Source organism: Methylobacterium sp. CM6244 (genome assembly GCF_054817885.1).
Map to the genome: position 1 here is coordinate 2,627,796 of NZ_CM139247.1, position 19,427 is coordinate 2,647,222.

The following is a 19,427-nucleotide window of genomic DNA, read 5'->3' on the forward strand; positions in this document are numbered from 1 at the left end:
CCGTTCCGGGGCGTCATAAGCCGGCGATTGCTCGAAATAAGGGCAGCGCCAGCCGTCGTGTTCCTGATATGTTCGGATCGTAAGGACGGGTGGCGAAAGCGAAGGCTAAAGTCGCCGTATGGTTTTGGCGTCAGGGCGAATTGGGGGTCACGGATGCGACAAGATGGTAAGATCGATTATCTCGAATTGCCGGGCGGCGATCTCGACCGGGTGAAAGCGTTCTACGGGACGGCTTTCGGGTGGAGATTCGTCGATTACGGCCCTCGCTACGCCGCCTTCGAACAGGGCCTCGATGGCGGTTTCGATGCCGATGCACCGAGAGCGATGCCGTTGCCCGTGCTCTACGCCGAGGATCTCGAAGCCATGCAGGCCCGCGTCGAGGCGGCAGGTGGCACGATCGTAGCGCCGATCTTCACCTTTCCCGGCGGCCGTCGCTTTCATTTCACGGACCCGGCCGGGACGGAACTCGCAGCGTGGTCCGAGCGGTGAAGGATGGTGGCGGCGAATGCGACGACCCATTCGCCGTCCCCGCTCGGCGGCTTGCGGGAAGCACCTTCCCCACAAGCGCACGCAAGGGACGTGGGGCGACGGCCAACCCCAGCGGTCGCTACGAGCCGGCGCAGCGCGAGACGTTCGACGACGGCTGGGCTTCGGATGACGCGGTCCGGCGCCTGCCGACGGAAGATCTTCCCGAGCGCGCACGCAGCATCCTGACACGGAATACTTCGCCGGACCTGCCGTTCGATCGCTCGATCAATCCCTATCGCGGCTGCGAGCACGGTTGCGTCTACTGCTTCGCCCGGCCCAACTATGCCTATGTGGGCCTTTCGCCGGGCATCGATTTCGAAACGAAGCTGTTCCACAAGGCGAACGCGGCCGAGTTGCTGGAGCGGGAGCTCTCGGTGCAGGGCTACGTGCCGGAGACGATCGCCCTCGGGACGGCAACGGACCCGTACCAGCCCATCGAACGCGACCACGGCATCACCCGCGCCGTGCTCGGCGTGCTGGCGCGTTTCCGCCATCCCGTCGGTATCGTCACTAAATCGAATCTCGTCGCCCGCGATATCGATATTCTGGCGCCGATGGCCGAACTCGGACTCGTCAAAGTGGCGATGTCGGTGACCACTCTCGACCCGGTCCTCGCCCGGCGCATGGAGCCACGCGCCCCCCATCCGGCTCGGCGCCTCGATGCGATCCGCCAGCTGAGCCGCGCCGGTATCCCGGTCATGGTGATGATGGCGCCGGTCATTCCGTCGCTGAACGACCATGAGATCGAGGCGGTGTTGGAGCGGGCGCGGGAATGCGGTGCCGTCGAGGCGCGGCATGTCCTTCTGCGGCTGCCTCTCGAACTCGACGACCTCGTGAACGACTGGTTCACCGAACATTATCCTGGACGCCAGCGCCATGTGATGTCGCTCGTGCGAGAGGCCCGCGGCGGCAAAGCCTATGATGCGACTTTCGGCCGGCGGATGACCGGCAGCGGCGCCTATGCCGACCTCATCGCCCAACGCATGCGGCTCGCAAAGCAGCGTCTCGGCTATGCAGATTCACGCATCACCCTGCGCACGGATCTCTTCGACCGCACGGCCGCCATCGGGGCTCAGCTCAGCCTGTTGTGACTGCCGCGGGCGATGAAGCAAAACGCTTGGTGAAGCTCACCCGGTGATGCGCCGAACGGCCCATTCTCTCCAGGCCGGCAAGGTGGGAAGCGGTCCCGTATCCGACATTGCGATCCCAGGCATAGGCCGGATGACGGGTGGCCAGGACCCGCATGAGATCGTCCCGCAAGGTCTTGGCGACGATGGACGCCGCGGCGATCTGCGGTACGAGCCGGTCGCCACCGATCACCGCCCGGCACGGAAGAGCAAGGCCGGGAATGCTGTCGCGGCCATCGACGGCCACGGGCGCATCGAGCCCGAGTTTCTCGACGGCTCTCTTCATGGCGGCGAGGGTCGCGGCGCGGACATTGATCCGGTCTACGAGAGCACGCGAGCCGGCGGCAACCGCAACCTCGGCATGTTCCCTGATCAAAGGAGTCAGGCGCTCCCGCGTCGCCCGATCGAGCTTCTTGCTATCATCGAGGCAGGTGAGCACTGAGGCCGGGAACACGGCCGGATCGAACCACACCGCCGCCACGACCACGGGGCCGGATAGGGCGCCTCGCCCGACCTCGTCGCAACCGATGAGAGCGGGGAGGGTGCGGGCGACGGAATCGGTGAACGGTCTGGGCATCAGGCCGTCTGCCTACACCCGTCCCGTCCGACGGTCACGGGATGGACGGGCAGAAACGTGTGGGAGGCCGATCTCTTCTACCAGCGGGATCACGGAGCCATCCCTCGTCGCCTGGTCACACGGCCGGTGCGGCCCGGAACGATCGGCGCCGGGGGACGGGAAGGCCGGTGCCGTGCGCCAACGAGATGTTGGTGAAGAACTGGCGCGCGCTCTCGCTCCAGGTATAGCGCAGGGCTTCCGCGCGACAGCGTTCACGAGGAATCGACAGGGCGGCAAGCGCGGCCTCGCGCAGGTCGAGCCCGAGAATTCCCGCGCCGGTGCCACCGATGACGTCGAGTGGTCCGGTCACCGGGTAGGCCGCCACCGGTACGCCACAGGCCAGGGCTTCGAGCAGCACGATGCCGAACGTGTCGGTCAGGCTCGGAAACACGAAGACGTCCGCCGCCGCATAGATCCGGGCGAGCGCCGCCCCGGTGAGGGTGCCGAGGAAGCACGCCTGCGGATACAGGCCGGCGAGACGCGCCCTGTCCGGTCCGTCTCCCACCACAACCTTCGTGCCCGGCAGGTCGAGATCGAGGAAGGCCGCGACGTTCTTCTCCACCGCCAGCCGGCCGACGAAAAGAAAGAACGGTCCGGGCAACCCGACCAGGGTATCCGGCAGGACGTCATCCGGCCCAGCGGGGCGAAAGAGGTCGGTATCGACTCCCCGCGTCCAGCGCATCAGGTTACCGAACCCACGGGAGGCGAGGTCACGCTCGAGGGATGGGGTCGATACCATCGTACCGCTCGCCGCGCCGTGGAAACGCCGCAGCCAGGCGTAGCTCCAACTTTCCGGAACGGGCGCGCGGGCGGCGAGATATTCGGGAAAGCGCGTGTGGTAGCTCGTGGTGAACGGGCGGCCATGCGAGAGGCAATAGCGGCGTGTCGCGTAGCCGACGGTCCCCTCGGTCGCCACATGCACATGGGTCGGCGCAAGATCGGCCCAGAGGCGTGCGACCTTACCTTTCGTGGCATAGGAAAGCCGTATCTCGGGATATCCCGGAAGCGGCACCGAAGCGAAATCCTGATGGGTCAGGAACACCGTCTCGAACCCGAGCTCGCGGCCGGCGCTGGCCATGTTCTCGAGCGAACGGACCACCCCGTTGACCTGCGGGTGCCAAGCATCGGTGGCGATCAGCAGCCTCACGCGACCGCCCTTGCCGGATTCGAGAGGACCGCGCCTCGTTCCGCCTCTTCGGCGGCAGCGCGTGCCCGCAGCACGCTCGGGTAATGCAGCACCTCCATGGTGCCATCGTAATGCTCGACGATGGCGGTGCAGGATTCCACCCAATCCCCGGTGTTCAGATAGGTCAGCCCGGCGATCTGGCGGTGAGCGGCATGGTGGATATGTCCGCAGATGACGCCGTCGGCGCCCACGCGCTTCGCCTCGGCGCTCAAAAGCTCCTCGAACTTTCCGATAAAATTGACGGCGTTCTTCACCTTCAGCTTCGCCCAGGCCGAGAGTGACCAGTAGGCGAGGCCGAGGCGGCGCCGGATCGTATTCAGATGCGTGTTGATGAAGAGCGCGAACGTGTAAGCCCCGTCACCCAGGAAGGCGATCCATTTGGCATGCCGAACGACCATGTCGAACTGGTCGCCGTGGATGACGAGGTAGCGCTTGCCGTCTGCCGCGACGTGGATCCGGTCGTCCACCACCTCGATCCCACCGAACGTCATGCCGAGATAATCGCGCAGGAATTCGTCGTGGTTGCCGGGGATGTAGATCAACGTCGAGCCCTTGCGCACTTTGCGCAACAGCTTCTGCACCACGTCGTTGTGGCTCTGCGGCCAGAACCAGCCCGATTTGAGCTGCCAGCCGTCGACGATATCGCCGACGAGGTAGATCTCATCGGCGTCGTAATCCCGCAGGAATTCCAGCAGTAACCCTGCCTGACAGCCCTTCGTGCCCAGATGCATATCGGACAGGAAGAGCGTCCTCACGCGGATCGTCTTCTCTGTATCTTCGCCCACGACCCACTCCGAATGGCTTCGGTGCGTTGAGCCAAACCGGATTCCCGTATCAGTTTGATGACGCGACCTCTGCTCGCTTCGCAGCGGACCCCTTTCAAGCAAGGCGCAGAGATGCTGCATTGCGCCACAAATTTTTTGAGTGGCGACGAAGTTTTTTGCATTTTCCTTCGACCGCGAACCTCGGCATAGTCAGGTCCAAGGTGACCCACCGGATCGCGCTGGAAAGCGTGTGTCCGGAGCCCGCACGAGGCAAAATCAAGGCCGCCGACGAGGTGAGAAACGACGTCCACGGCCATGGGAGTGTGCGAATACCGCGCGCCCCGGCCAACGGAGAGAGGCTTGATTCAGTCGAAGGCGGTTGCGTCGAGCATTCCGGACCTCGCGGGCATCGAAGATGCCTCGGGGCTGGCCTCACGCCACCCGTCGATTGACGCGGACCATGCCATCGCATCCGGCCGGAAAAACGTGAGCCGGGCGTTCGGCAACGTTGTCGTATCCTCATCCAAAGCTTAGGAACCGCACTGGCGTCGACCCAAGCCGGATCGCGACCTTAGACTACCGTATTCGAACCCAGCGTCGTGCGCTGCGTGCACGCGAACCAAAGAAGAACCGGAGACACAACATGGCGGCAACGAGACGACCGGGTCGGAATCATCTGTTCGTTCCGGGCCCGACGAACATTCCTGACCGCGTTCAGCGGGCGATGATCGTCCCCTCGGAAGATCACCGTTCGGTCGACTTCCCGACGCTGACCAAGCCCCTGTTCGAAGAGACCAAGGCGGTCTTCGGCTCCACCGAAGGCACCATTTTCCTGTTCCCCGCGTCCGGCACCGGCATCTGGGAATCCGCGCTGACGAACACGCTGCACCGTGGCGACAAGGTTCTGACCTCGCGCTTCGGCCAGTTCAGCCACCTCTGGATCGATATGGCCCAGCGCCTCGGCCTGAACGTGATCGTTCAGGAAGAAGAGTGGGGCACGGGTGCGAACCCGCAGCGGATCGAGGAGGCGCTGCGCGCCGACACGAACCACGAGATCAAGGCCGTCATGACGGTCCATAACGAGACCGCCACCGGCGTCACCAGCGACATCGGTGCCGTGCGTAAGGCGATCGACGCGGCCGGCCACCCGGCGCTTCTCTTCGTCGATGGCGTGTCCTCGATCGGCTCGCTGCCGTTCTACGCCGACGAGTGGAAGGTCGATTGCGCCATCGCGGGCTCGCAGAAGGGCCTGATGCTCCCCGCCGGTCTCGGCGTGATCTGCGTCAGCCAGAAGGCTTTGAAGGCTGCCGAGTCGTCGTCGGGTCCGAACGATCGCCTCGCGCATGTCTACTTCGATTGGGCCGACCACCAGAAGCAGAACGGCGCCGGCTACTTCCCCTACACCCCCGCTTTGCCGCTTCTCTACGGCCTGCGCGAGGCACTCGCCTGCCTGCGGGAAGAAGGTCTCGAGAACGTCTACCACCGCCATGCCGTGCTCGCCGAGGCGACCCGTCAGGCCGTGGCGGCCTGGGGTCTCAAGACCTGCGCCAAGGAAGCCAAGTGGAACTCCGACACGGTGACCGCGATCCTCGTTCCCGAAGGCGTCGATGCCGCCGCGATCATCAAGCACGCCTTCGTGCGCTACAACCTCGCCCTCGGCGCTGGTCTGAGCCAGGTGGCCGGCAAGGTGTTCCGTATCGGCCACGTGGGTGACCTGAACGAGCTCTCGCTCCTCGGCGCCATCGCGGGCGCGGAAATGGCCATGCTCGACAACGGCGTGAAGGTGCAGCCAGGCTCCGGCGTCGCCGCTGCCTCCAGCTACCTGCGCGAAAACCCGCTCGCGAAGTCCTGATCACCGTGATTTCCCGGGGCCGGCCTCTCGCCGGCCTCGGGGCATCGTCTATAGAAGTGTGTATCGCGTAACGTCGCGCTTGGCGCGGAACGTCGCTTGAGGGTTCCAATGGCGCACAAAATCGTCTTCCTCGACCGTGAATCCCTCGATGCCAAGGTGCGCGAATTCAATTTCCCGCATGAATATACCGAATACGAGTCGACCTGGACGCCGGAAGAGATCGTCGAGCGCCTGAAGGGTGCCGAGATCGCACTGATCAACAAGGTGCCGATGCGCGCCGACACGTTGAAGCAGCTGCCCGATCTCAAACTCATCGCTGTCGCCGCCACCGGCACCGACGTCGTCGACAAGAAGGCCGCCAAGGAACTCGGCATCACTGTCGTCAACATCCGTAATTACGCTTTCAACACCGTCCCCGAGCACGTGATCGGCCTGATGTTCGCCCTGCGGCGCGCCATCGTGCCCTATGCGAATTCGGTACGCCGGGGCGATTGGGCGAAGTCCACCCAGTTCTGCTACTTCGATTATCCGATCCACGACATAGCCGGCTCGACGCTGGGCATCGTCGGCTACGGGGCTCTGGGCAAGTCGATCGCCAAGCGCGCGGAAGCGCTCGGCATGAAGGTCATTGCCTACGATGTGTTCCCGCAGGAAGGCCTCGTGGATTTCGAGACGATCCTGACCGAATCCGACGTCATCACCCTCCATGCGCCGCTGACGCCGGAGACCCGGAACATGATCGGCGCCGAGCAGCTGGCCAAGATGAAGAAGCACGCCATCCTGATCAACACGGCGCGTGGCGGCCTCGTCGACGAGGAAGCGCTCGCCGAGGCGCTCAAGGCCAGAACGATCGGTGGCGCCGGATTCGACGTGGTGATGACCGAGCCGCCCAAGAACGGCAACATCCTGTGCGAGCTCGACCTGCCGAACCTCATCGTCACGCCGCACGTGGCCTGGGCGAGCAAGGAAGCGATGCAGATCCTGGCCGACCAGCTCGTGGATAATGTCGAGGCCTATGTTGCGGGCAAACCGCAGAACGTGGTCGAAGGCTGAACGCGACGACGAGTCGGCTCCCCGGAGCCGTAATCATTCGGGGGTCGCAAGGCGATACCCCGGACACCATGAATGCGGACGCCGATCGAGTCCGCACCGAGGGCGAGCCGGAATTACGGTCTCGCCGGCGGCGCCCCACGACGATGGGGACGGTCCATCGCGCGATATGACGAGACGCGCCAATGACAACGATACGTCAGCCGCGCAGCGACGCGGGCAGAGGAAACGACATGACCAAGAAGCTGCTGTTCCAATTCGATACCGATACCGTTCCGAGCGTGTTCGACGTGGTCGTCGGCTACGATGGTGGCGCCGATCGCATCACCGGTTACGGCAACGTGACGCCCGACAATGTCGGCGCCTTGGTGGACGGGACCATCTACACCCGCGGCGGTTCCGAGAAGAAGTCCACGGCGATCTTCGTGGGCGGCGGCAGCATGGCGGCTGGCGAGGCCGTGTTCGAGGCGGTGAAGAAGCGCTTCTTCGGCCCCTTCCGCGTTTCGATCATGCTCGATTCGAACGGCTCGAACACCACGGCCGCCGCAGGCGTCGCTCTGGTTCAGAAGGCTGCCGGCTCGCTTCAGGGGAAGAAGGCCGTCGTTCTGGCCGGCACCGGTCCGGTGGGCATGCGCTCGGCCGCACTCCTCGCTCAGGAAGGCGCCACCGTGGTTCTGTGCGGTCGCTCTCTCGATAAGGCTCAGGCTGCCGCCGATTCCATCAACAAGCGCTTCAAGGTCCAGATCAGCGCTGCCGCCACGCCGGACGCCGCGTCTCGCGCCGCCATCGTCAAGGGCCAGAACCTGGTCTTCTCCGCCGGCGCCATCGGCCTCGAGCTTCTGGCCGAAGCCGATTGGAAGGACGAGGCCAGCATTGAGTTCATCGCCGATTACAACGCCCAGCCGCCCCTCGGTTTCGGCGGCATCGACGCCATGGACAAGGGCAAGGAGCGCCACGGCAAGAAGGTGTTCGGCGCCCTCGGCATCGGCGGCCTGAAGCTGAAGCTTCACCGCGCCTGCGTCGGCCAGCTCTTCGACAGCGCCGAGAAGGTCTTCGACGCCGAGGAGATCTACGCCCTCGCCAAGACGATGGCCTGACCCATGAGCGAGAAGACCTCACCTGCCAACGAAACCATCCAGAGCTTCCTCGACGGGCTGGCAAGCTCGGCCCCGACTCCCGGAGGCGGCGGAGCCGCCGCCATCTCCGGTGCCATGGGTGCCGCGCTTCTCAGCATGGTGTGCAACCTCACCATCGGGAAGAAGAAATACGTCGAGGTCGAAGGCGAGCTGAAGGAGATCCTCGGCAAATCGGAGGCGCTCCGGGCCGAACTCACCGGCATGATCGCCGATGACGTCGAGGCTTTCGATGCCGTGATGGGGGCCTACGGCTTGCCCAAGGGCACCGACGAGGAGAAGGCGGCTCGCGCCGCAAGGATCCAAGAGGCCCTCAAGGTCGCCACCGACGTGCCGCTCGCCTGCTGCCGCGCCTGCCGCGAGGTCATCGACCTCGCCGAGGCCGTGGCTGAGAAAGGCAATCTCAACGTCATCTCCGATGCCGGGGTCGCAGTTCTCTCCGCTCATGCCGGCCTGCGCAGCGCCGCGCTCAACGTCTATGTCAACGCCAAGGGCCTGGACGATCGCGGATTTTCCGACGAGCGCCTGAAGCAACTCGAAGAATTGCTCGGGCCGGCAGGACCACTGAACGAAAAGATCTACGAGGTCGTAAAGGCCAAGGTGAACTAAGATCAACGACAGGCCGGCGAGAACAAACTCAGCCGGCCTTTTTGTCTACAAAATACATTCCAGCCGCCATTAAAGGCGGAGTGAAAGAGAATGTAAAAAAATATTACAGCAGAAGCTCTTTCCGTGAAGTGAAATTTACGAGAGTGTCTGTCCCAGGGAAAAACGCCGAGGAGAACGCACATGGACGTGCATGAGTATCAAGCCAAGGAGCTGCTCGCCGGATTCGGCGTTGCGGTTCCGAAGGGCGCGGTGGCCTTCAGCCCCGACCAGGCAGTCTACGCCGCCACCGAACTCGGCGGCTCGTTCTGGGCGGTGAAGGCACAGATCCATGCCGGTGCGCGCGGCAAGGCCGGCGGTATCAAGCTGTGCCGGACCTATAACGAGGTCCGCGACGCGGCCAAGGATCTCCTCGGCAAGCGCCTCGTGACGCTCCAGACCGGCCCCGAGGGTAAGCCGGTTCAGCGCGTCTACATCGAGACCGCCGATCCATTCGAGCGCGAACTTTATCTCGGTTACGTCCTCGACCGTAAGGCCGAGCGCGTCCGCGTCATCGCCTCGCAGCGCGGCGGCATGGATATCGAAGAGATCGCCGCCAACGAGCCCGAAGCCCTGATCCAGGTCGTGGTCGAGCCGGCCGTCGGTCTGCAGCAGTTCCAGGCCCGCGAGATCGCGTTCCAGCTCGGCCTGAACATCAAGCAGGTCTCGGCGGCCGTGAAGACGATCATGAACGCCTACCGGGCGTTCCGCGATTGCGACGGCACCATGCTGGAGATCAACCCTCTCGTCGTCACCAAGGACGACCGCGTCCTGGCGCTCGACGCCAAGATGTCCTTCGACGACAACGCCATGTTCCGCCGGCGCAACATCGCCGACATGCACGATCCCTCGCAGGGCGATCCGCGTGAGGCCCAGGCCGCCGAGCACAACCTCAGCTATATCGGCCTCGAGGGTGAAATCGGCTGCATCGTCAACGGCGCCGGCCTCGCCATGGCGACCATGGACATGATCAAGCATGCGGGCGGCGAGCCCGCCAACTTCCTCGATGTCGGCGGCGGCGCCAGCCCCGACCGCGTGGCCACGGCCTTCCGCCTCGTTCTCTCGGACCGCAACGTCAAGGCGATCCTGGTGAACATCTTCGCCGGCATCAACCGCTGCGACTGGGTCGCCCAGGGCGTGATCCAGGCGGCGAAGGAAGTGAAGATCGACGTGCCGCTCATCGTCCGGCTCGCCGGCACGAATGTCGAGGCGGGCAAGAAGATCCTGGCCGAGAGCGGGCTCGACCTCATTACCGCCGACAGCCTGTCGGACGCCGCCACCAAGGCCGTCGCCGCCTGCGACGCCGCCAAGCGCAGCCACTGAGACGAGGGGAGGATACGTCATGAGCATTCTGATCGACGAGAAGACCCCGATCATCGTCCAGGGCATCACCGGCGATAAGGGTACGTTCCACGCCAAGGAGATGTTGGATTACGGTTCCAACGTCGTCGGTGGCGTCACCCCGGGCAAGGGCGGCAAGACCCATCTCGGCGTGCCGGTGTTCAACACCGTCAAGGAGGCCGTGGAGGCCACCGGAGCCACGACCTCGATTACCTTCGTCGCTCCGCCCTTCGCCGCCGACGCCATCATGGAAGGGGCCGATGCGGGGCTCGCGCTGATCTGCTCGATCACCGACGGCATCCCGGCGCAGGACATGATGCGGGTGAAGCGGTATCTGCGCCGCTACCCCAAGGACAAGCGCACCATGGTGGTGGGCCCGAACTGCGCCGGCATCATCTCGCCGGGCAAGTCGATGCTCGGCATCATGCCCGGCCACATCTACCTCAAGGGCAATGTCGGCGTGATCTCGCGCTCCGGCACCCTCGGCTACGAGGCCGCCGCTCAGATGAAGGAGCGGGGCATCGGCATCACGACCTCGGTGGGTATCGGCGGTGACCCGATCAACGGCTCGTCCTTCCTCGACCATCTCGCCCTGTTCGAGCAGGACCCCGAGACCAAGGCCGTGCTGATGATCGGCGAGATCGGCGGTCCGCAGGAGGCCGAGGCCTCGGCCTGGATCAAGGAGAACATGACGAAGCCCGTCATCGGCTTCGTCGCCGGCCTCACCGCCCCGAAGGGTCGCCGCATGGGCCATGCCGGCGCGATCATCTCCGCCACCGGCGACAGCGCTGCCGAAAAGGCCGAGATCATGCGCTCCTACGGCCTGACCGTCGCCCCGAGCCCCGGCGATTTCGGTTCGACGGTCGAACAGGTGATGCGCAAGATCGCGGCGTAAGCCGACGAACCCTCCCCCCTCAGCGGGGGAGGGTGGTGACTGAGCGAGCGGAAGTGAGGGGCAGCGCCGCCACTTCCGGTAAAGCGTTGCTCGCCTCGCCCAACCCGCCAGACCACCCCCTTGATCGCTCCGGCGCTGCGTTCCATGCTGCCGAAGCGGCTGCTCTTCACCGTTGCCCGCACGATGTCGGCGGCCATCGGCTCAACTCTGTTCGAGGTGGCCATCCGATGACCGATACTCTCCACGCCCCGGTCGGATCGCTCGACCACCCCTTCGCGCCGCCGGTCATCACCGGCACCTCGTCGAAGGAAGCGCTCGACATACTCTTCCACGCCCTGCTCGAAGTCGCCCGCCGCCACGAGCCGGAACTCGAAGCCGTCCTCCTCGGCACGGCCAACATCTCGGATTTCTCGCCGGAGCTTCTTGCCCGCGCGCTTCAGGTCCAGGGCATCTGGTTCCAACTCCTCTCCATCGCCGAGCAGAATGCCGCCATGCGCCGGCGTCGCCATGTGGAGCGCAGCAAGGGGCGGGCGGAACTCTCCGGCAGCTTCAGCGCGGTCCTGGCGGATGCGGTCAAGAACGGCATCAAGGCGCCCGAGATCCACGCCCTTCTGAAGGACCTGCGCATTCGGCCGACCATCACGGCGCACCCCACCGAGGGAAAGCGTGTGACGGTGCTGGAGAAGTTCCGCCGCATCTATCTCGTCCTGCGCGAGCTCGAACTGCCGCGCTGGACCGAGCGTGAGCGCAACGGCCTGATGAACGAGCTTCGGGACCAGATCGAGCTCGTCTGGATGACCGGCGAACTCCATTTGGAGAAGGCCACCGTCGAGCGCGAGGTGGCCTGGGGCCTGCACTTCTTCGACGAGACCCTGTTCGAGATGCTGCCGGAAGTCCTCTACTCGCTGGAGGAATCCCTGGCCGAGTATTACCCGGACGAGAAGTTCGAGGTGCCGGCCTTCTTCCAGTTCGGCTCGTGGATCGGCGGCGACCGCGACGGCAACCCCTACGTCACCTCGTCGGTGACGCGCGCCACACTTCAACGCAATGCGCTCGCCTCCCTTCGGCGCTATCGCGATGGCGTCACCGCACTCGGCCGCACACTCTCCCTCACCGAGCGCTCGCTCCCCGTGCCGGCATCGTTCAAGTCGGAGCTGGCCCAGTTGCTCACCGAAAGCGGCGACGGGCGCGCCATCGCCAGCCGCAATCCCGGCGAGGCCTATCGCCAGTTCCTCACCTGCATCCTGCGCAAGATCGAGGCGACGATCGCGCGCAACAAAGGCTTACGCTCGACCGGCCCGGACTATCCCAGCGCCGATGGGCTCATCAACGACCTGCGCCACCTCGAGGCCGGGCTCGCCGACGCCAATTGCCCGTCGCTGGCCACAGACCTCGTGCGCCCGGTGCGCCGCATGGTGGAAATCTTCCGATTCTCCACGGTGCGCCTCGACCTGCGTGAGAACACCACGCGCACCACGAAGACCCTGCACGCGCTCTGGCACCAGGCCAACGGCCAGAACAAGACGCCGCCCGCCCTCGATTCGGCGGAGTGGAAGAACTGGCTGCTGGCCGAACTGGCGAGGCCTATGCACGGCGAGCGCTCGTTCGAGAGCCTGCCCGACGACGCCCGCGAGACGCTGGAGACTTTCGCCCTCGTCGGCGAGATGCGCGAGCAGCTCGACCGCGAGGCCTTCGGCTCCTTCATCCTGTCGATGACCCGTTCGGTCCCCGACATCCTCGGTGCGTATCTCCTCGCCAAGGAAGCCGGCAACTTCCTCGATGCCACCGGCACCGAAATCTGCTGCCTGCCGATCGTTCCGCTGTTCGAGACCATCGACGATCTTCGCGCCGCGCCCTCGATCATGAAGGAGCTGTTCTCGATCCCGGTGGTCCGCCGCTCCACCCGCTGGCAGGGCGGCGTGCAAGAGGTGATGATCGGCTACTCGGATTCGAACAAGGATGGCGGCTTCGTCGCCTCGAATTGGGAGCTCTACAAGGCTCAGGACAAGCTGACCCAACTCGGGAAGTCGTCCGGCGTGCCGATCGCTTTCTTCCACGGCCGCGGCGGTTCCGTGAGCCGAGGCGGTGCGCCGACGGCACGAGCCATCGCCGCCCAGCCGCCGGGCTCGATCAACGGGCGTTTCCGCACCACGGAACAGGGCGAAGTCGTCTCGTTCAAGTACGCCAACCGGGGCACGGCGGCCTATCAGATGGAGCTTCTCGCGTCGTCGGTGTTCGACCACGCGCTGAAATCCGAGCGGGAAGCCATCAAGGTCCCGCGCAACGAGTTCGACGACTCGCTGGAAGCCTTGTCCGGCGCGTCGCGCGCGGCCTATGTCAACCTGATCCAGCATCCCGACCTCGTGACCTATTTCCAGGCCGCGAGCCCGCTGGACGAGATCGCGCTCCTCAACATCGGCTCACGCCCTGCGCGGCGGTTCGGCGCCCGGTCCCTGGCGGACCTGCGCGCGATCCCATGGGTCTTCGCATGGTCGCAGAACCGGCACGTCATCACCGGGTGGTACGGTGTCGGGTCCGGCCTGAAGAGCTTCCTCGACGTGCGTGGCGCGCAGGGCGAGGAACAGCTGAAGCGGCTTTTCGCCGAATCGAAGCCGTTCCGCCTCATCCTCGACGAGGTCGAGAAGACGCTGCTGATGGTCGATCTCGAGATCGCCCGCGACTATGCTGGTCTCGTAGCCGACGAGAAGGCTCGCGCCAGCATCTTCCCGCTGATCCAGGCCGAGTATGAGTTGACCCGCGAGATGGCGCTTCGCGTCAGCGGCGGCACCGAACTCGCGGAACGCTTTCCCCTGTTCCGAGATCGCCTCAACGGCCGCCTGCCCACGATCAACCAGGTCAGCCGCGAACAGGTGGAGCTGCTTCGCCGCTTCCGCGCGGAAGAGGATGAGGACAAGCGCGAGGCGGTGAAATCCGCCCTGCTGCTCTCGATCAACTGCATCGCCGTCGGCTTCGGTGCGACGGGCTGACGGTTTTGTAAGGATACCGAGGGCCGGGCACGGCCCTGGGACAGGCGCGAAAGCGTATCCCGACCGGTATGGTGGACCGCGTTTTGCGGTCTCTCACCAACGACCAGAACACGAACCCAAAGGAAGGATTCCCCAATGAGCTTTACCCTGATCCAGCAGGCCACCCCGCGCCTGCACCGCTCGGAACTTGCCGTTCCCGGCTCCAACCCGACCTTCATGGAGAAGTCCGCTTCCTCCAAGGCCGACGTGATCTTCCTCGACCTCGAAGACGCCGTCGCCCCCGATGACAAGGAGCAGGCCCGCAAGAACATTATCCAGGCGCTCAACGACCTGGATTGGGGCACCAAGACCATGATGATCCGCATCAACGGTCTCGACACCCACTACATGTACCGCGACGTGGTCGACATCGTCGAAGCCTGTCCGCGCCTCGACATGATCCTGATCCCCAAAGTCGGCGTGCCGGCCGACGTCTACGCCATCGACGTGCTGACGACCCAGATCGAGCAGGCCAAGAAGCGCGAGAAGAAGATCGGCTTCGAGGTGCTGATCGAGACCGCTCTGGGCATGGCCAACGTGGAGGCGATCGCCACGTCGTCGAAGCGCCTGGAAGCCATGTCCTTCGGTGTCGCCGACTACGCCGCCTCGACCCGCGCCCGCTCCACCGTCATCGGCGGCGTCAACAAGGACTTCTCGGTGCTCACCGACAAGGACGAGGCCGGCAATCGCGAGACCCATTGGCAGGATCCCTGGCTGTTCGCCCAGAACCGCATGCTGATCGCCTGCCGCGCCTACGGCCTGCGCCCGATCGACGGCCCGTTCGGCGACTTCTCCGATCCGGACGGCTACACCTCCGCTGCGCGCCGCTGCGCCGCTCTCGGCTTCGAAGGCAAGTGGGCGATCCACCCCTCGCAGATCGATCTCGCCAACGAGGTGTTCACCCCCTCGGAAGCCGAAGTCACCAAGGCCCGCCGCATCCTCGAAGCCATGGAAGAGGCCGCCAAGGCCGGCAAGGGCGCCGTGTCGCTGGACGGCCGCCTCATCGACATCGCCTCGATCCGCATGGCCGAGGCACTGATCGAGAAGGCCAACGCGATGTCGGCCAGCTGATCGGGTCGCTTCGTAGACATCGCTAAGCAGGACGGCCGCTTCCGAAAGGGGCGGCCGTCCTCGCTTTAGGCCCGAAATGTCCTATCGTCCGCAGCGTATCGCCGGGAGAACAGGCGCCGGGGCTACGTCTTCCCCCTAGGGCAGGACAGCCAAACGGCTCCGATCTCGTCGATCGACAGGGAGAAACCACCATGCATGTGACCATCGAAGACGCTCACAAGGCCATCGAGGCCGCCCGCGCCAAGGCTGTCGAGCTCGACACCCAGATGTGTATCGCGGTCGTCGATTCCGGCGGGAACCTGAAGGCGTTCTACCGGATGGACGGGGCCTGGGTCGGCTCCATCGACATCGCCCAGAAGAAGGCCAAGACCTCGGTTTTCTTCGGCATGATGACCGGTCAGATCGGCCAGTTGTCACAGCCCGGCGGCCCGCTCTTCGGCATCGAGCATTCAAATGAAGGCCTGATCACCTTCCCCGGCGGCATCCCGATCGTCGACAAGGACGGCGAGATGTCCGGCGCCATCGGCGTCAGCGGTTCGAGCGTCGAAAACGACCACGCGGTGGCTCTGGCCGGCGCCAGCGCCGTCGGCGCGACCGAGCTGCCCGCCCACCCCTGGCGGACCTGAACCGGCGAAACCGACGACGCGCATCGGGTGCACCGCACGCGATGAATACCGTCGGTTAAGCATGCGCGCCCTATCACGGTCGCATCACCCCGAGCCGTGACAGGAGCGCCGATGACCCGGGACCAACTCGCCGCCGAACTGAAGCGCATGGCCAATGCGCAGGTCGCCGACATCGAGCGTGCGGTCAAGGACGGCCACCGGACCATCGCCCTCAACGAACTGGCGGATCTGAACCGCCAGTTGAAGGCCTTGGCCGCAGCCGTGAAGGCCCGGCCCGTCGTACGGGCCTGACACGATGGCGTCGGACGCGAGACCGCTTCAGTAGCGCGGATCGCGTCCACGTCCCTCCAAGGGCGGCTCTTCGGACAGTCGCTCCTCGCCGGCGAGACCCTCCGCAGGGGGCTCGCCGCCGACGTAACCACGCTGATCCGGACGAGCCTCGTCGGCAAACGGAACTTCCCGAGGTGGAATCGGAGGCCGCCGGTAAGGCCTCGGCTCACCGTATCCACCCTCCGGCTCGCGCTCGGATCTGAAGCGGTCCGGATGCTCCTCGCAGATCGTCACCCGCTTGATGATTTCCTCTCCCTCCGGCGTGATCCGGCGTCGGATGACGGTCCGGCACGGCTCCGCGAGGCGAGACGGTTCGCGCCCGGGGCGGTAATCCTCGACAGGGGGAGGGGGTAGCCGTTCTCTGGAGAACTCTCGAGGCGATCCATAGGGCTCTGGGAAATCGGCGGCGAGCGCAGGGACGCTGGAGAGCGCCAGGGCTAGGAGGCCGCTGAAGATAGGCGGCCTACGGCGCGTAGCGACGGACAGGAACGGGTTTGCAGCCACGGAACGTCTCCGGAGAGATGACCGCCCCCGCCATGGGTATGCGGCACAGGATCATCCTGCAGCCGAACCGCTGAACCAGAGCAGACGCCACCACTCGGAAAGTATTCATCTGGACGCGTGCCGCGATGGCGCCAACGACCGGCTTACCTCGACGCTCAATTTTCGCCGTCGGCGGCTTTCTGCTTCTCCACCTCGGGCGCGACCTGCCCGAAGTTGAGGACGGCGACCAGGGCGGTCCCGCCAAACACGTTGCCGAGAAGAGTCGGAATGAAGAAGCGCGAGACGTAATCGCCCATCGAGGCATGGCCGCTGAAGACGAGATAGAACGTGTCGACGGATCCGGCCACGATATGGGCGAGGCCGCACATCGACACGAGCCAGGTCATCAGGATGACGATGAACGGCGCCGCCGGGCCGGTGGCAGGCAGCATCCACACCATCAGGGCGATGAGCCAGCCCGCGAACACAGCCTTGATCAGAGTCGTCCAGAACGCCGACTCGATCGTATGGTGGCTGATCGCGGCAAAGGCGGTGTGGATCTCGGATGCGAACGCATCCGAATAGGCGAGGACCGCGGCGATGGCAGCGGTGGCGACCATGTTGCCGACCAGAACGATGCCCCACAGGCGCAGGACGCGCATGAGGGTGGCGACGCTCCGGTCATGGAGCAGAGGCAGGATCGGCGTCAGTGTGTTTTCGGTGAAGAGTTGCTGGCGGCCGAGGACGACGATGAGGAAACCGGTCGCGTATCCCATGCTGGTGATGAGTCCGGCCCATTGAGCCTCCGGGAGATGAGCCTTCAGCACGCCGGGGACGATGAGCGAGAAGCCCATGGTCAATCCCGCCGCGAAAGCCGAGAGGAACAGCGCCCCGCCCGTGCGCCGAAGCTCCTCGTCACCCTCCCGGCGGATCACCTCGTGTAGGATGAAGGCGTCGGGCCGCAGGCCTTCCGCTACGGATTCCTCCCGCTCGACCGCCTCATCCCGCGTGGAGCCTTCGTCTCGCTGCCCCATTCGAGGGACCTCCTGAAAACGGGCTCTATTCCCGCCTTCGACAAGGAAGCCATGGACTCAGGCGACGGTTCCGTCCTTGAGGCGGGCGACGAGGGAATGGACATCTGCCTTCGCCCTCGCCACCGCTTCGGCATCTTTTCCGCGCACCACGATGCGATTGGCGAATCCGTGCTGCGTCATCGACGGATAGGAGCCGATGGATACGCCGTCATGGACCTTGGCGATCTCGGCCAGGGCCGAAGCGTAATTGCCTTCGGGCAGGTTGCCGGCCTCGATCGTCTCCGACAGCACGCGCGCGCCGGTCTCGAGGGTAGGGCCGATCTCGTCGAGCATGGCCTGCATGATCGCCGGCACGCCGGCCATGACGAAGACGTTGCCGATGCGAAAGCCCGGCGCCTTCGAAATCGGGTTGGCGATGAGATCGGCACCCGCCGGAATGCGCGCCATGCGTAGCCGGGCCTCGTTGAGATCTTCCGGCTTGTGGCGCTCAAGCAGCATTGCCTTCGCGCGCGGATCGACATCGATGGTCACGCCGAAGGCGGCGGCCACGCAATCGGCGGTGATGTCGTCATGGGTCGGGCCGATCCCGCCGGTGGTGAAGAGGTAGGTGTAGCGGGTCCGAAGGGCATTGACCGCCTCGACGATCTCTTCCGCCTCGTCCGGGACGATACGGACCTGCCGCAGGTCGATGCCGATGGCCGTACAATAATCGGCAATGGTGCCGATATTCCGGTCTTTGGTGCGGCCGGACAGGATTTCGTCGCCGATCACCAGAATGGCGGCGGTGATGGTAGGGGAAGTGGGGGAAGTCATCGTGGTCCGTGGCGAGCGCGAGGCGGTGATGCCCCAGACCTAGCGCGACGATGCCGAACTGACCATGGCGGGCTCCCTGGCCTGCGTCGACGGCAGCTGATAGGCGCACGGCGTCGTAGCCGTTTCGCGTGCCATTCCCGTCAGGAGTTCCTGTCGATGAGATTTCGCGGTCCGCTGATCGAGGGCCGGCTGGTCCGCCGTTACAAGCGCTTTCTCGCCGATATCGAAGTGGCGGATGGCAGCCTCGTCACGGCGCATTGCGCCAATCCCGGCGCGATGCTCGGCCTCAACCAACCCGGTTCGCGCGTCCTCCTTTCGGCTTCGACAAACCCGGCGCGTAAACTCGGCTTTTCGTGGGAACTGGTGGAAGCCGACTTGCCCGGCGGCCTGCAATGGGTCGGCATCAATACGATGCGTCCGAACGCGCTGGTCGCGGAGGCCTTCGCCGAAGGTCGCCTCGCGCCACTTTCGGAATACGCTTCCCTGCGCCCCGAAGTGCGCTACGGACGCGCCAGCCGGGTCGATTTCCTGGCCACCGGGGAGGGCGTGCCACCCTGTCATGTGGAGGTGAAAAACTGCCACCTTCTGCGCCAACCGGGCCTCGCCGAATTTCCCGACTGCGTGGCCGCCCGCAGCGCGCGGCATATGGTCGATCTCACGGAAGTCGTCGCTCAGGGCGGGCGCGCGATGCTGATCGTCGTGGTGCAGATGCAGGCAGACCGGTTCGATGTGGCCCGCGATCTCGATCCGGCCTTCGACCGTGCCTTCACCGCTGCCATGGCGGGCGGAGTCGAAATCCATGCCTATCGCTGCCGGATCGACCCAACCGAGGTCACCATCGCGGAAGCGATTGCCGTGGTTTCGCGGCTGTCCGGCGGGTGATCGATCGGCGCGTCGGTGGGTCGCG

The 19,427-nt window shown here is 65.1% G+C and carries 20 protein-coding genes; 14 read left to right on the top strand and 6 right to left on the bottom strand.

Annotated features, from left to right (window positions below; all coding sequences use genetic code 11):
- Window positions 1-153 precede the first annotated feature (153 nt).
- Complete coding sequence (locus ACYQML_RS12145; protein ID WP_461232950.1) at window positions 154-489, top strand: VOC family protein; 336 nt, start codon at window positions 154-156, stop codon at window positions 487-489.
- On the top strand, window positions 486-1,619 hold the full coding sequence (locus tag ACYQML_RS12150; RefSeq protein WP_461235717.1) for a PA0069 family radical SAM protein: 1,134 nt from the start codon (window positions 486-488) through the stop codon (window positions 1,617-1,619). The genes ACYQML_RS12145 and ACYQML_RS12150 overlap by 4 nt, the downstream gene beginning before the upstream one ends.
- On the opposite strand, the gene ACYQML_RS12155 is transcribed toward ACYQML_RS12150, so the two are convergent.
- The 3 genes from ACYQML_RS12155 to ACYQML_RS12165 form a co-directional block, all read right to left on the bottom strand.
- Entirely contained in the window at window positions 1,606-2,232 is a 627-nt protein-coding gene (locus tag ACYQML_RS12155; protein WP_461232951.1) for a ribonuclease HII, read from the bottom strand. The genes ACYQML_RS12150 and ACYQML_RS12155 overlap by 14 nt on opposite strands.
- Before the next feature lie 115 nt (window positions 2,233-2,347).
- The gene (locus ACYQML_RS12160) at window positions 2,348-3,418 is read right to left on the bottom strand and encodes a glycosyltransferase family 4 protein (protein ID WP_461232952.1); all 1,071 of its coding nucleotides are present in this window, start codon (window positions 3,416-3,418) and stop codon (window positions 2,348-2,350) included.
- A complete protein-coding gene (locus ACYQML_RS12165; RefSeq protein WP_056430064.1) occupies window positions 3,415-4,242 on the bottom strand; it encodes a UDP-2,3-diacylglucosamine diphosphatase in 828 nt (275 codons plus the stop codon). Before ACYQML_RS12165 ends, ACYQML_RS12160 begins: the two co-directional genes overlap by 4 nt.
- A gap of 339 nt (window positions 4,243-4,581) precedes the next feature.
- Between ACYQML_RS12165 and ACYQML_RS12170 the strand changes: the two genes are divergently transcribed.
- The 11 genes from ACYQML_RS12170 to ACYQML_RS12220 all read left to right on the top strand — a co-directional run bounded on the left by ACYQML_RS12170 (window position 4,582) and on the right by ACYQML_RS12220 (window position 16,151).
- Entirely contained in the window at window positions 4,582-4,755 is a 174-nt protein-coding gene (locus ACYQML_RS12170; RefSeq protein ID WP_156467843.1) for a hypothetical protein, read from the top strand.
- A gap of 109 nt (window positions 4,756-4,864) precedes the next feature.
- A complete protein-coding gene (locus ACYQML_RS12175; RefSeq protein ID WP_056430067.1) occupies window positions 4,865-6,073 on the top strand; it encodes an aminotransferase class V-fold PLP-dependent enzyme in 1,209 nt (402 codons plus the stop codon).
- Window positions 6,074-6,181: 108 nt separating this feature from the next.
- On the top strand, window positions 6,182-7,126 hold the full coding sequence (locus ACYQML_RS12180) for a D-2-hydroxyacid dehydrogenase (protein WP_461232953.1): 945 nt from the start codon (window positions 6,182-6,184) through the stop codon (window positions 7,124-7,126).
- A gap of 230 nt (window positions 7,127-7,356) precedes the next feature.
- On the top strand, window positions 7,357-8,220 hold the full coding sequence (locus tag ACYQML_RS12185; RefSeq protein ID WP_056430072.1) for an NADP-dependent methylenetetrahydromethanopterin/methylenetetrahydrofolate dehydrogenase: 864 nt from the start codon (window positions 7,357-7,359) through the stop codon (window positions 8,218-8,220).
- Between the two features lie 3 nt (window positions 8,221-8,223).
- Window positions 8,224-8,865: a methenyltetrahydrofolate cyclohydrolase gene (fchA, locus tag ACYQML_RS12190; RefSeq protein WP_461232954.1), complete on the top strand. Its 642-nt coding sequence runs from the start codon at window positions 8,224-8,226 to the stop codon at window positions 8,863-8,865.
- Between the two features lie 180 nt (window positions 8,866-9,045).
- Complete coding sequence (locus ACYQML_RS12195) at window positions 9,046-10,224, top strand: malate--CoA ligase subunit beta (RefSeq protein WP_056430078.1); 1,179 nt, start codon at window positions 9,046-9,048, stop codon at window positions 10,222-10,224.
- Between the two features lie 19 nt (window positions 10,225-10,243).
- Window positions 10,244-11,137 (top strand): succinate--CoA ligase subunit alpha, encoded by an 894-nt coding sequence (gene sucD / locus ACYQML_RS12200; RefSeq protein WP_056430080.1) that lies wholly within the window; start codon window positions 10,244-10,246, stop codon window positions 11,135-11,137.
- Between the two features lie 227 nt (window positions 11,138-11,364).
- Complete coding sequence (locus ACYQML_RS12205; RefSeq protein WP_461224764.1) at window positions 11,365-14,124, top strand: phosphoenolpyruvate carboxylase; 2,760 nt, start codon at window positions 11,365-11,367, stop codon at window positions 14,122-14,124.
- A gap of 135 nt (window positions 14,125-14,259) precedes the next feature.
- Entirely contained in the window at window positions 14,260-15,234 is a 975-nt protein-coding gene (locus ACYQML_RS12210) for an HpcH/HpaI aldolase/citrate lyase family protein (RefSeq protein ID WP_018042403.1), read from the top strand.
- Window positions 15,235-15,425: 191 nt separating this feature from the next.
- Window positions 15,426-15,860 (top strand): GlcG/HbpS family heme-binding protein, encoded by a 435-nt coding sequence (locus tag ACYQML_RS12215; protein ID WP_018042404.1) that lies wholly within the window; start codon window positions 15,426-15,428, stop codon window positions 15,858-15,860.
- A gap of 111 nt (window positions 15,861-15,971) precedes the next feature.
- Complete coding sequence (locus ACYQML_RS12220) at window positions 15,972-16,151, top strand: hypothetical protein (RefSeq protein ID WP_056430086.1); 180 nt, start codon at window positions 15,972-15,974, stop codon at window positions 16,149-16,151.
- Window positions 16,152-16,178: 27 nt separating this feature from the next.
- Here ACYQML_RS12220 and ACYQML_RS12225 read toward each other — a convergent pair whose 3' ends face one another.
- The 3 genes from ACYQML_RS12225 to ACYQML_RS12235 all read right to left on the bottom strand — a co-directional run bounded on the left by ACYQML_RS12225 (window position 16,179) and on the right by ACYQML_RS12235 (window position 18,520).
- On the bottom strand, window positions 16,179-16,694 hold the full coding sequence (locus ACYQML_RS12225) for a hypothetical protein (protein ID WP_461232955.1): 516 nt from the start codon (window positions 16,692-16,694) through the stop codon (window positions 16,179-16,181).
- A gap of 155 nt (window positions 16,695-16,849) precedes the next feature.
- Window positions 16,850-17,707, bottom strand: a complete 858-nt coding sequence (locus ACYQML_RS12230; protein WP_461232956.1) for a formate/nitrite transporter family protein — start codon at window positions 17,705-17,707, stop codon at window positions 16,850-16,852.
- 57 nt (window positions 17,708-17,764) lie between these two features.
- Entirely contained in the window at window positions 17,765-18,520 is a 756-nt protein-coding gene (locus ACYQML_RS12235) for a competence/damage-inducible protein A (protein WP_461232957.1), read from the bottom strand.
- A 156-nt stretch (window positions 18,521-18,676) separates the two neighbouring features.
- On the opposite strand from ACYQML_RS12235, the gene sfsA reads away from it, so the two are divergent.
- Complete coding sequence (sfsA, locus tag ACYQML_RS12240) at window positions 18,677-19,402, top strand: DNA/RNA nuclease SfsA (RefSeq protein WP_461232958.1); 726 nt, start codon at window positions 18,677-18,679, stop codon at window positions 19,400-19,402.
- Window positions 19,403-19,427 lie beyond the last annotated feature (25 nt).

Excerpts from the sequence above, each read along its gene's own strand:
- ACYQML_RS12145 (WP_461232950.1), top strand. The coding sequence starts at position 154 with ATGCGACAAGATGGTAAGATCGATTATCTCGAATTGCCGGGCGGCGAT.
- ACYQML_RS12155 (WP_461232951.1), bottom strand. The coding sequence starts at position 2,232 with ATGCCCAGACCGTTCACCGATTCCGTCGCCCGCACCCTCCCCGCTCTC.
- ACYQML_RS12175 (WP_056430067.1), top strand. The coding sequence starts at position 4,865 with ATGGCGGCAACGAGACGACCGGGTCGGAATCATCTGTTCGTTCCGGGC.
- ACYQML_RS12180 (WP_461232953.1), top strand. The coding sequence starts at position 6,182 with ATGGCGCACAAAATCGTCTTCCTCGACCGTGAATCCCTCGATGCCAAG.
- ACYQML_RS12185 (WP_056430072.1), top strand. The coding sequence starts at position 7,357 with ATGACCAAGAAGCTGCTGTTCCAATTCGATACCGATACCGTTCCGAGC.
- fchA (WP_461232954.1), top strand. The coding sequence starts at position 8,224 with ATGAGCGAGAAGACCTCACCTGCCAACGAAACCATCCAGAGCTTCCTC.
- ACYQML_RS12195 (WP_056430078.1), top strand. The coding sequence starts at position 9,046 with ATGGACGTGCATGAGTATCAAGCCAAGGAGCTGCTCGCCGGATTCGGC.
- sucD (WP_056430080.1), top strand. The coding sequence starts at position 10,244 with ATGAGCATTCTGATCGACGAGAAGACCCCGATCATCGTCCAGGGCATC.
- ACYQML_RS12205 (WP_461224764.1), top strand. The coding sequence starts at position 11,365 with ATGACCGATACTCTCCACGCCCCGGTCGGATCGCTCGACCACCCCTTC.
- ACYQML_RS12210 (WP_018042403.1), top strand. The coding sequence starts at position 14,260 with ATGAGCTTTACCCTGATCCAGCAGGCCACCCCGCGCCTGCACCGCTCG.
- ACYQML_RS12215 (WP_018042404.1), top strand. The coding sequence starts at position 15,426 with ATGCATGTGACCATCGAAGACGCTCACAAGGCCATCGAGGCCGCCCGC.
- ACYQML_RS12220 (WP_056430086.1), top strand. The coding sequence starts at position 15,972 with ATGACCCGGGACCAACTCGCCGCCGAACTGAAGCGCATGGCCAATGCG.
- ACYQML_RS12230 (WP_461232956.1), bottom strand. The coding sequence starts at position 17,707 with ATGGGGCAGCGAGACGAAGGCTCCACGCGGGATGAGGCGGTCGAGCGG.
- ACYQML_RS12235 (WP_461232957.1), bottom strand. The coding sequence starts at position 18,520 with ATGACTTCCCCCACTTCCCCTACCATCACCGCCGCCATTCTGGTGATC.
- sfsA (WP_461232958.1), top strand. The coding sequence starts at position 18,677 with ATGAGATTTCGCGGTCCGCTGATCGAGGGCCGGCTGGTCCGCCGTTAC.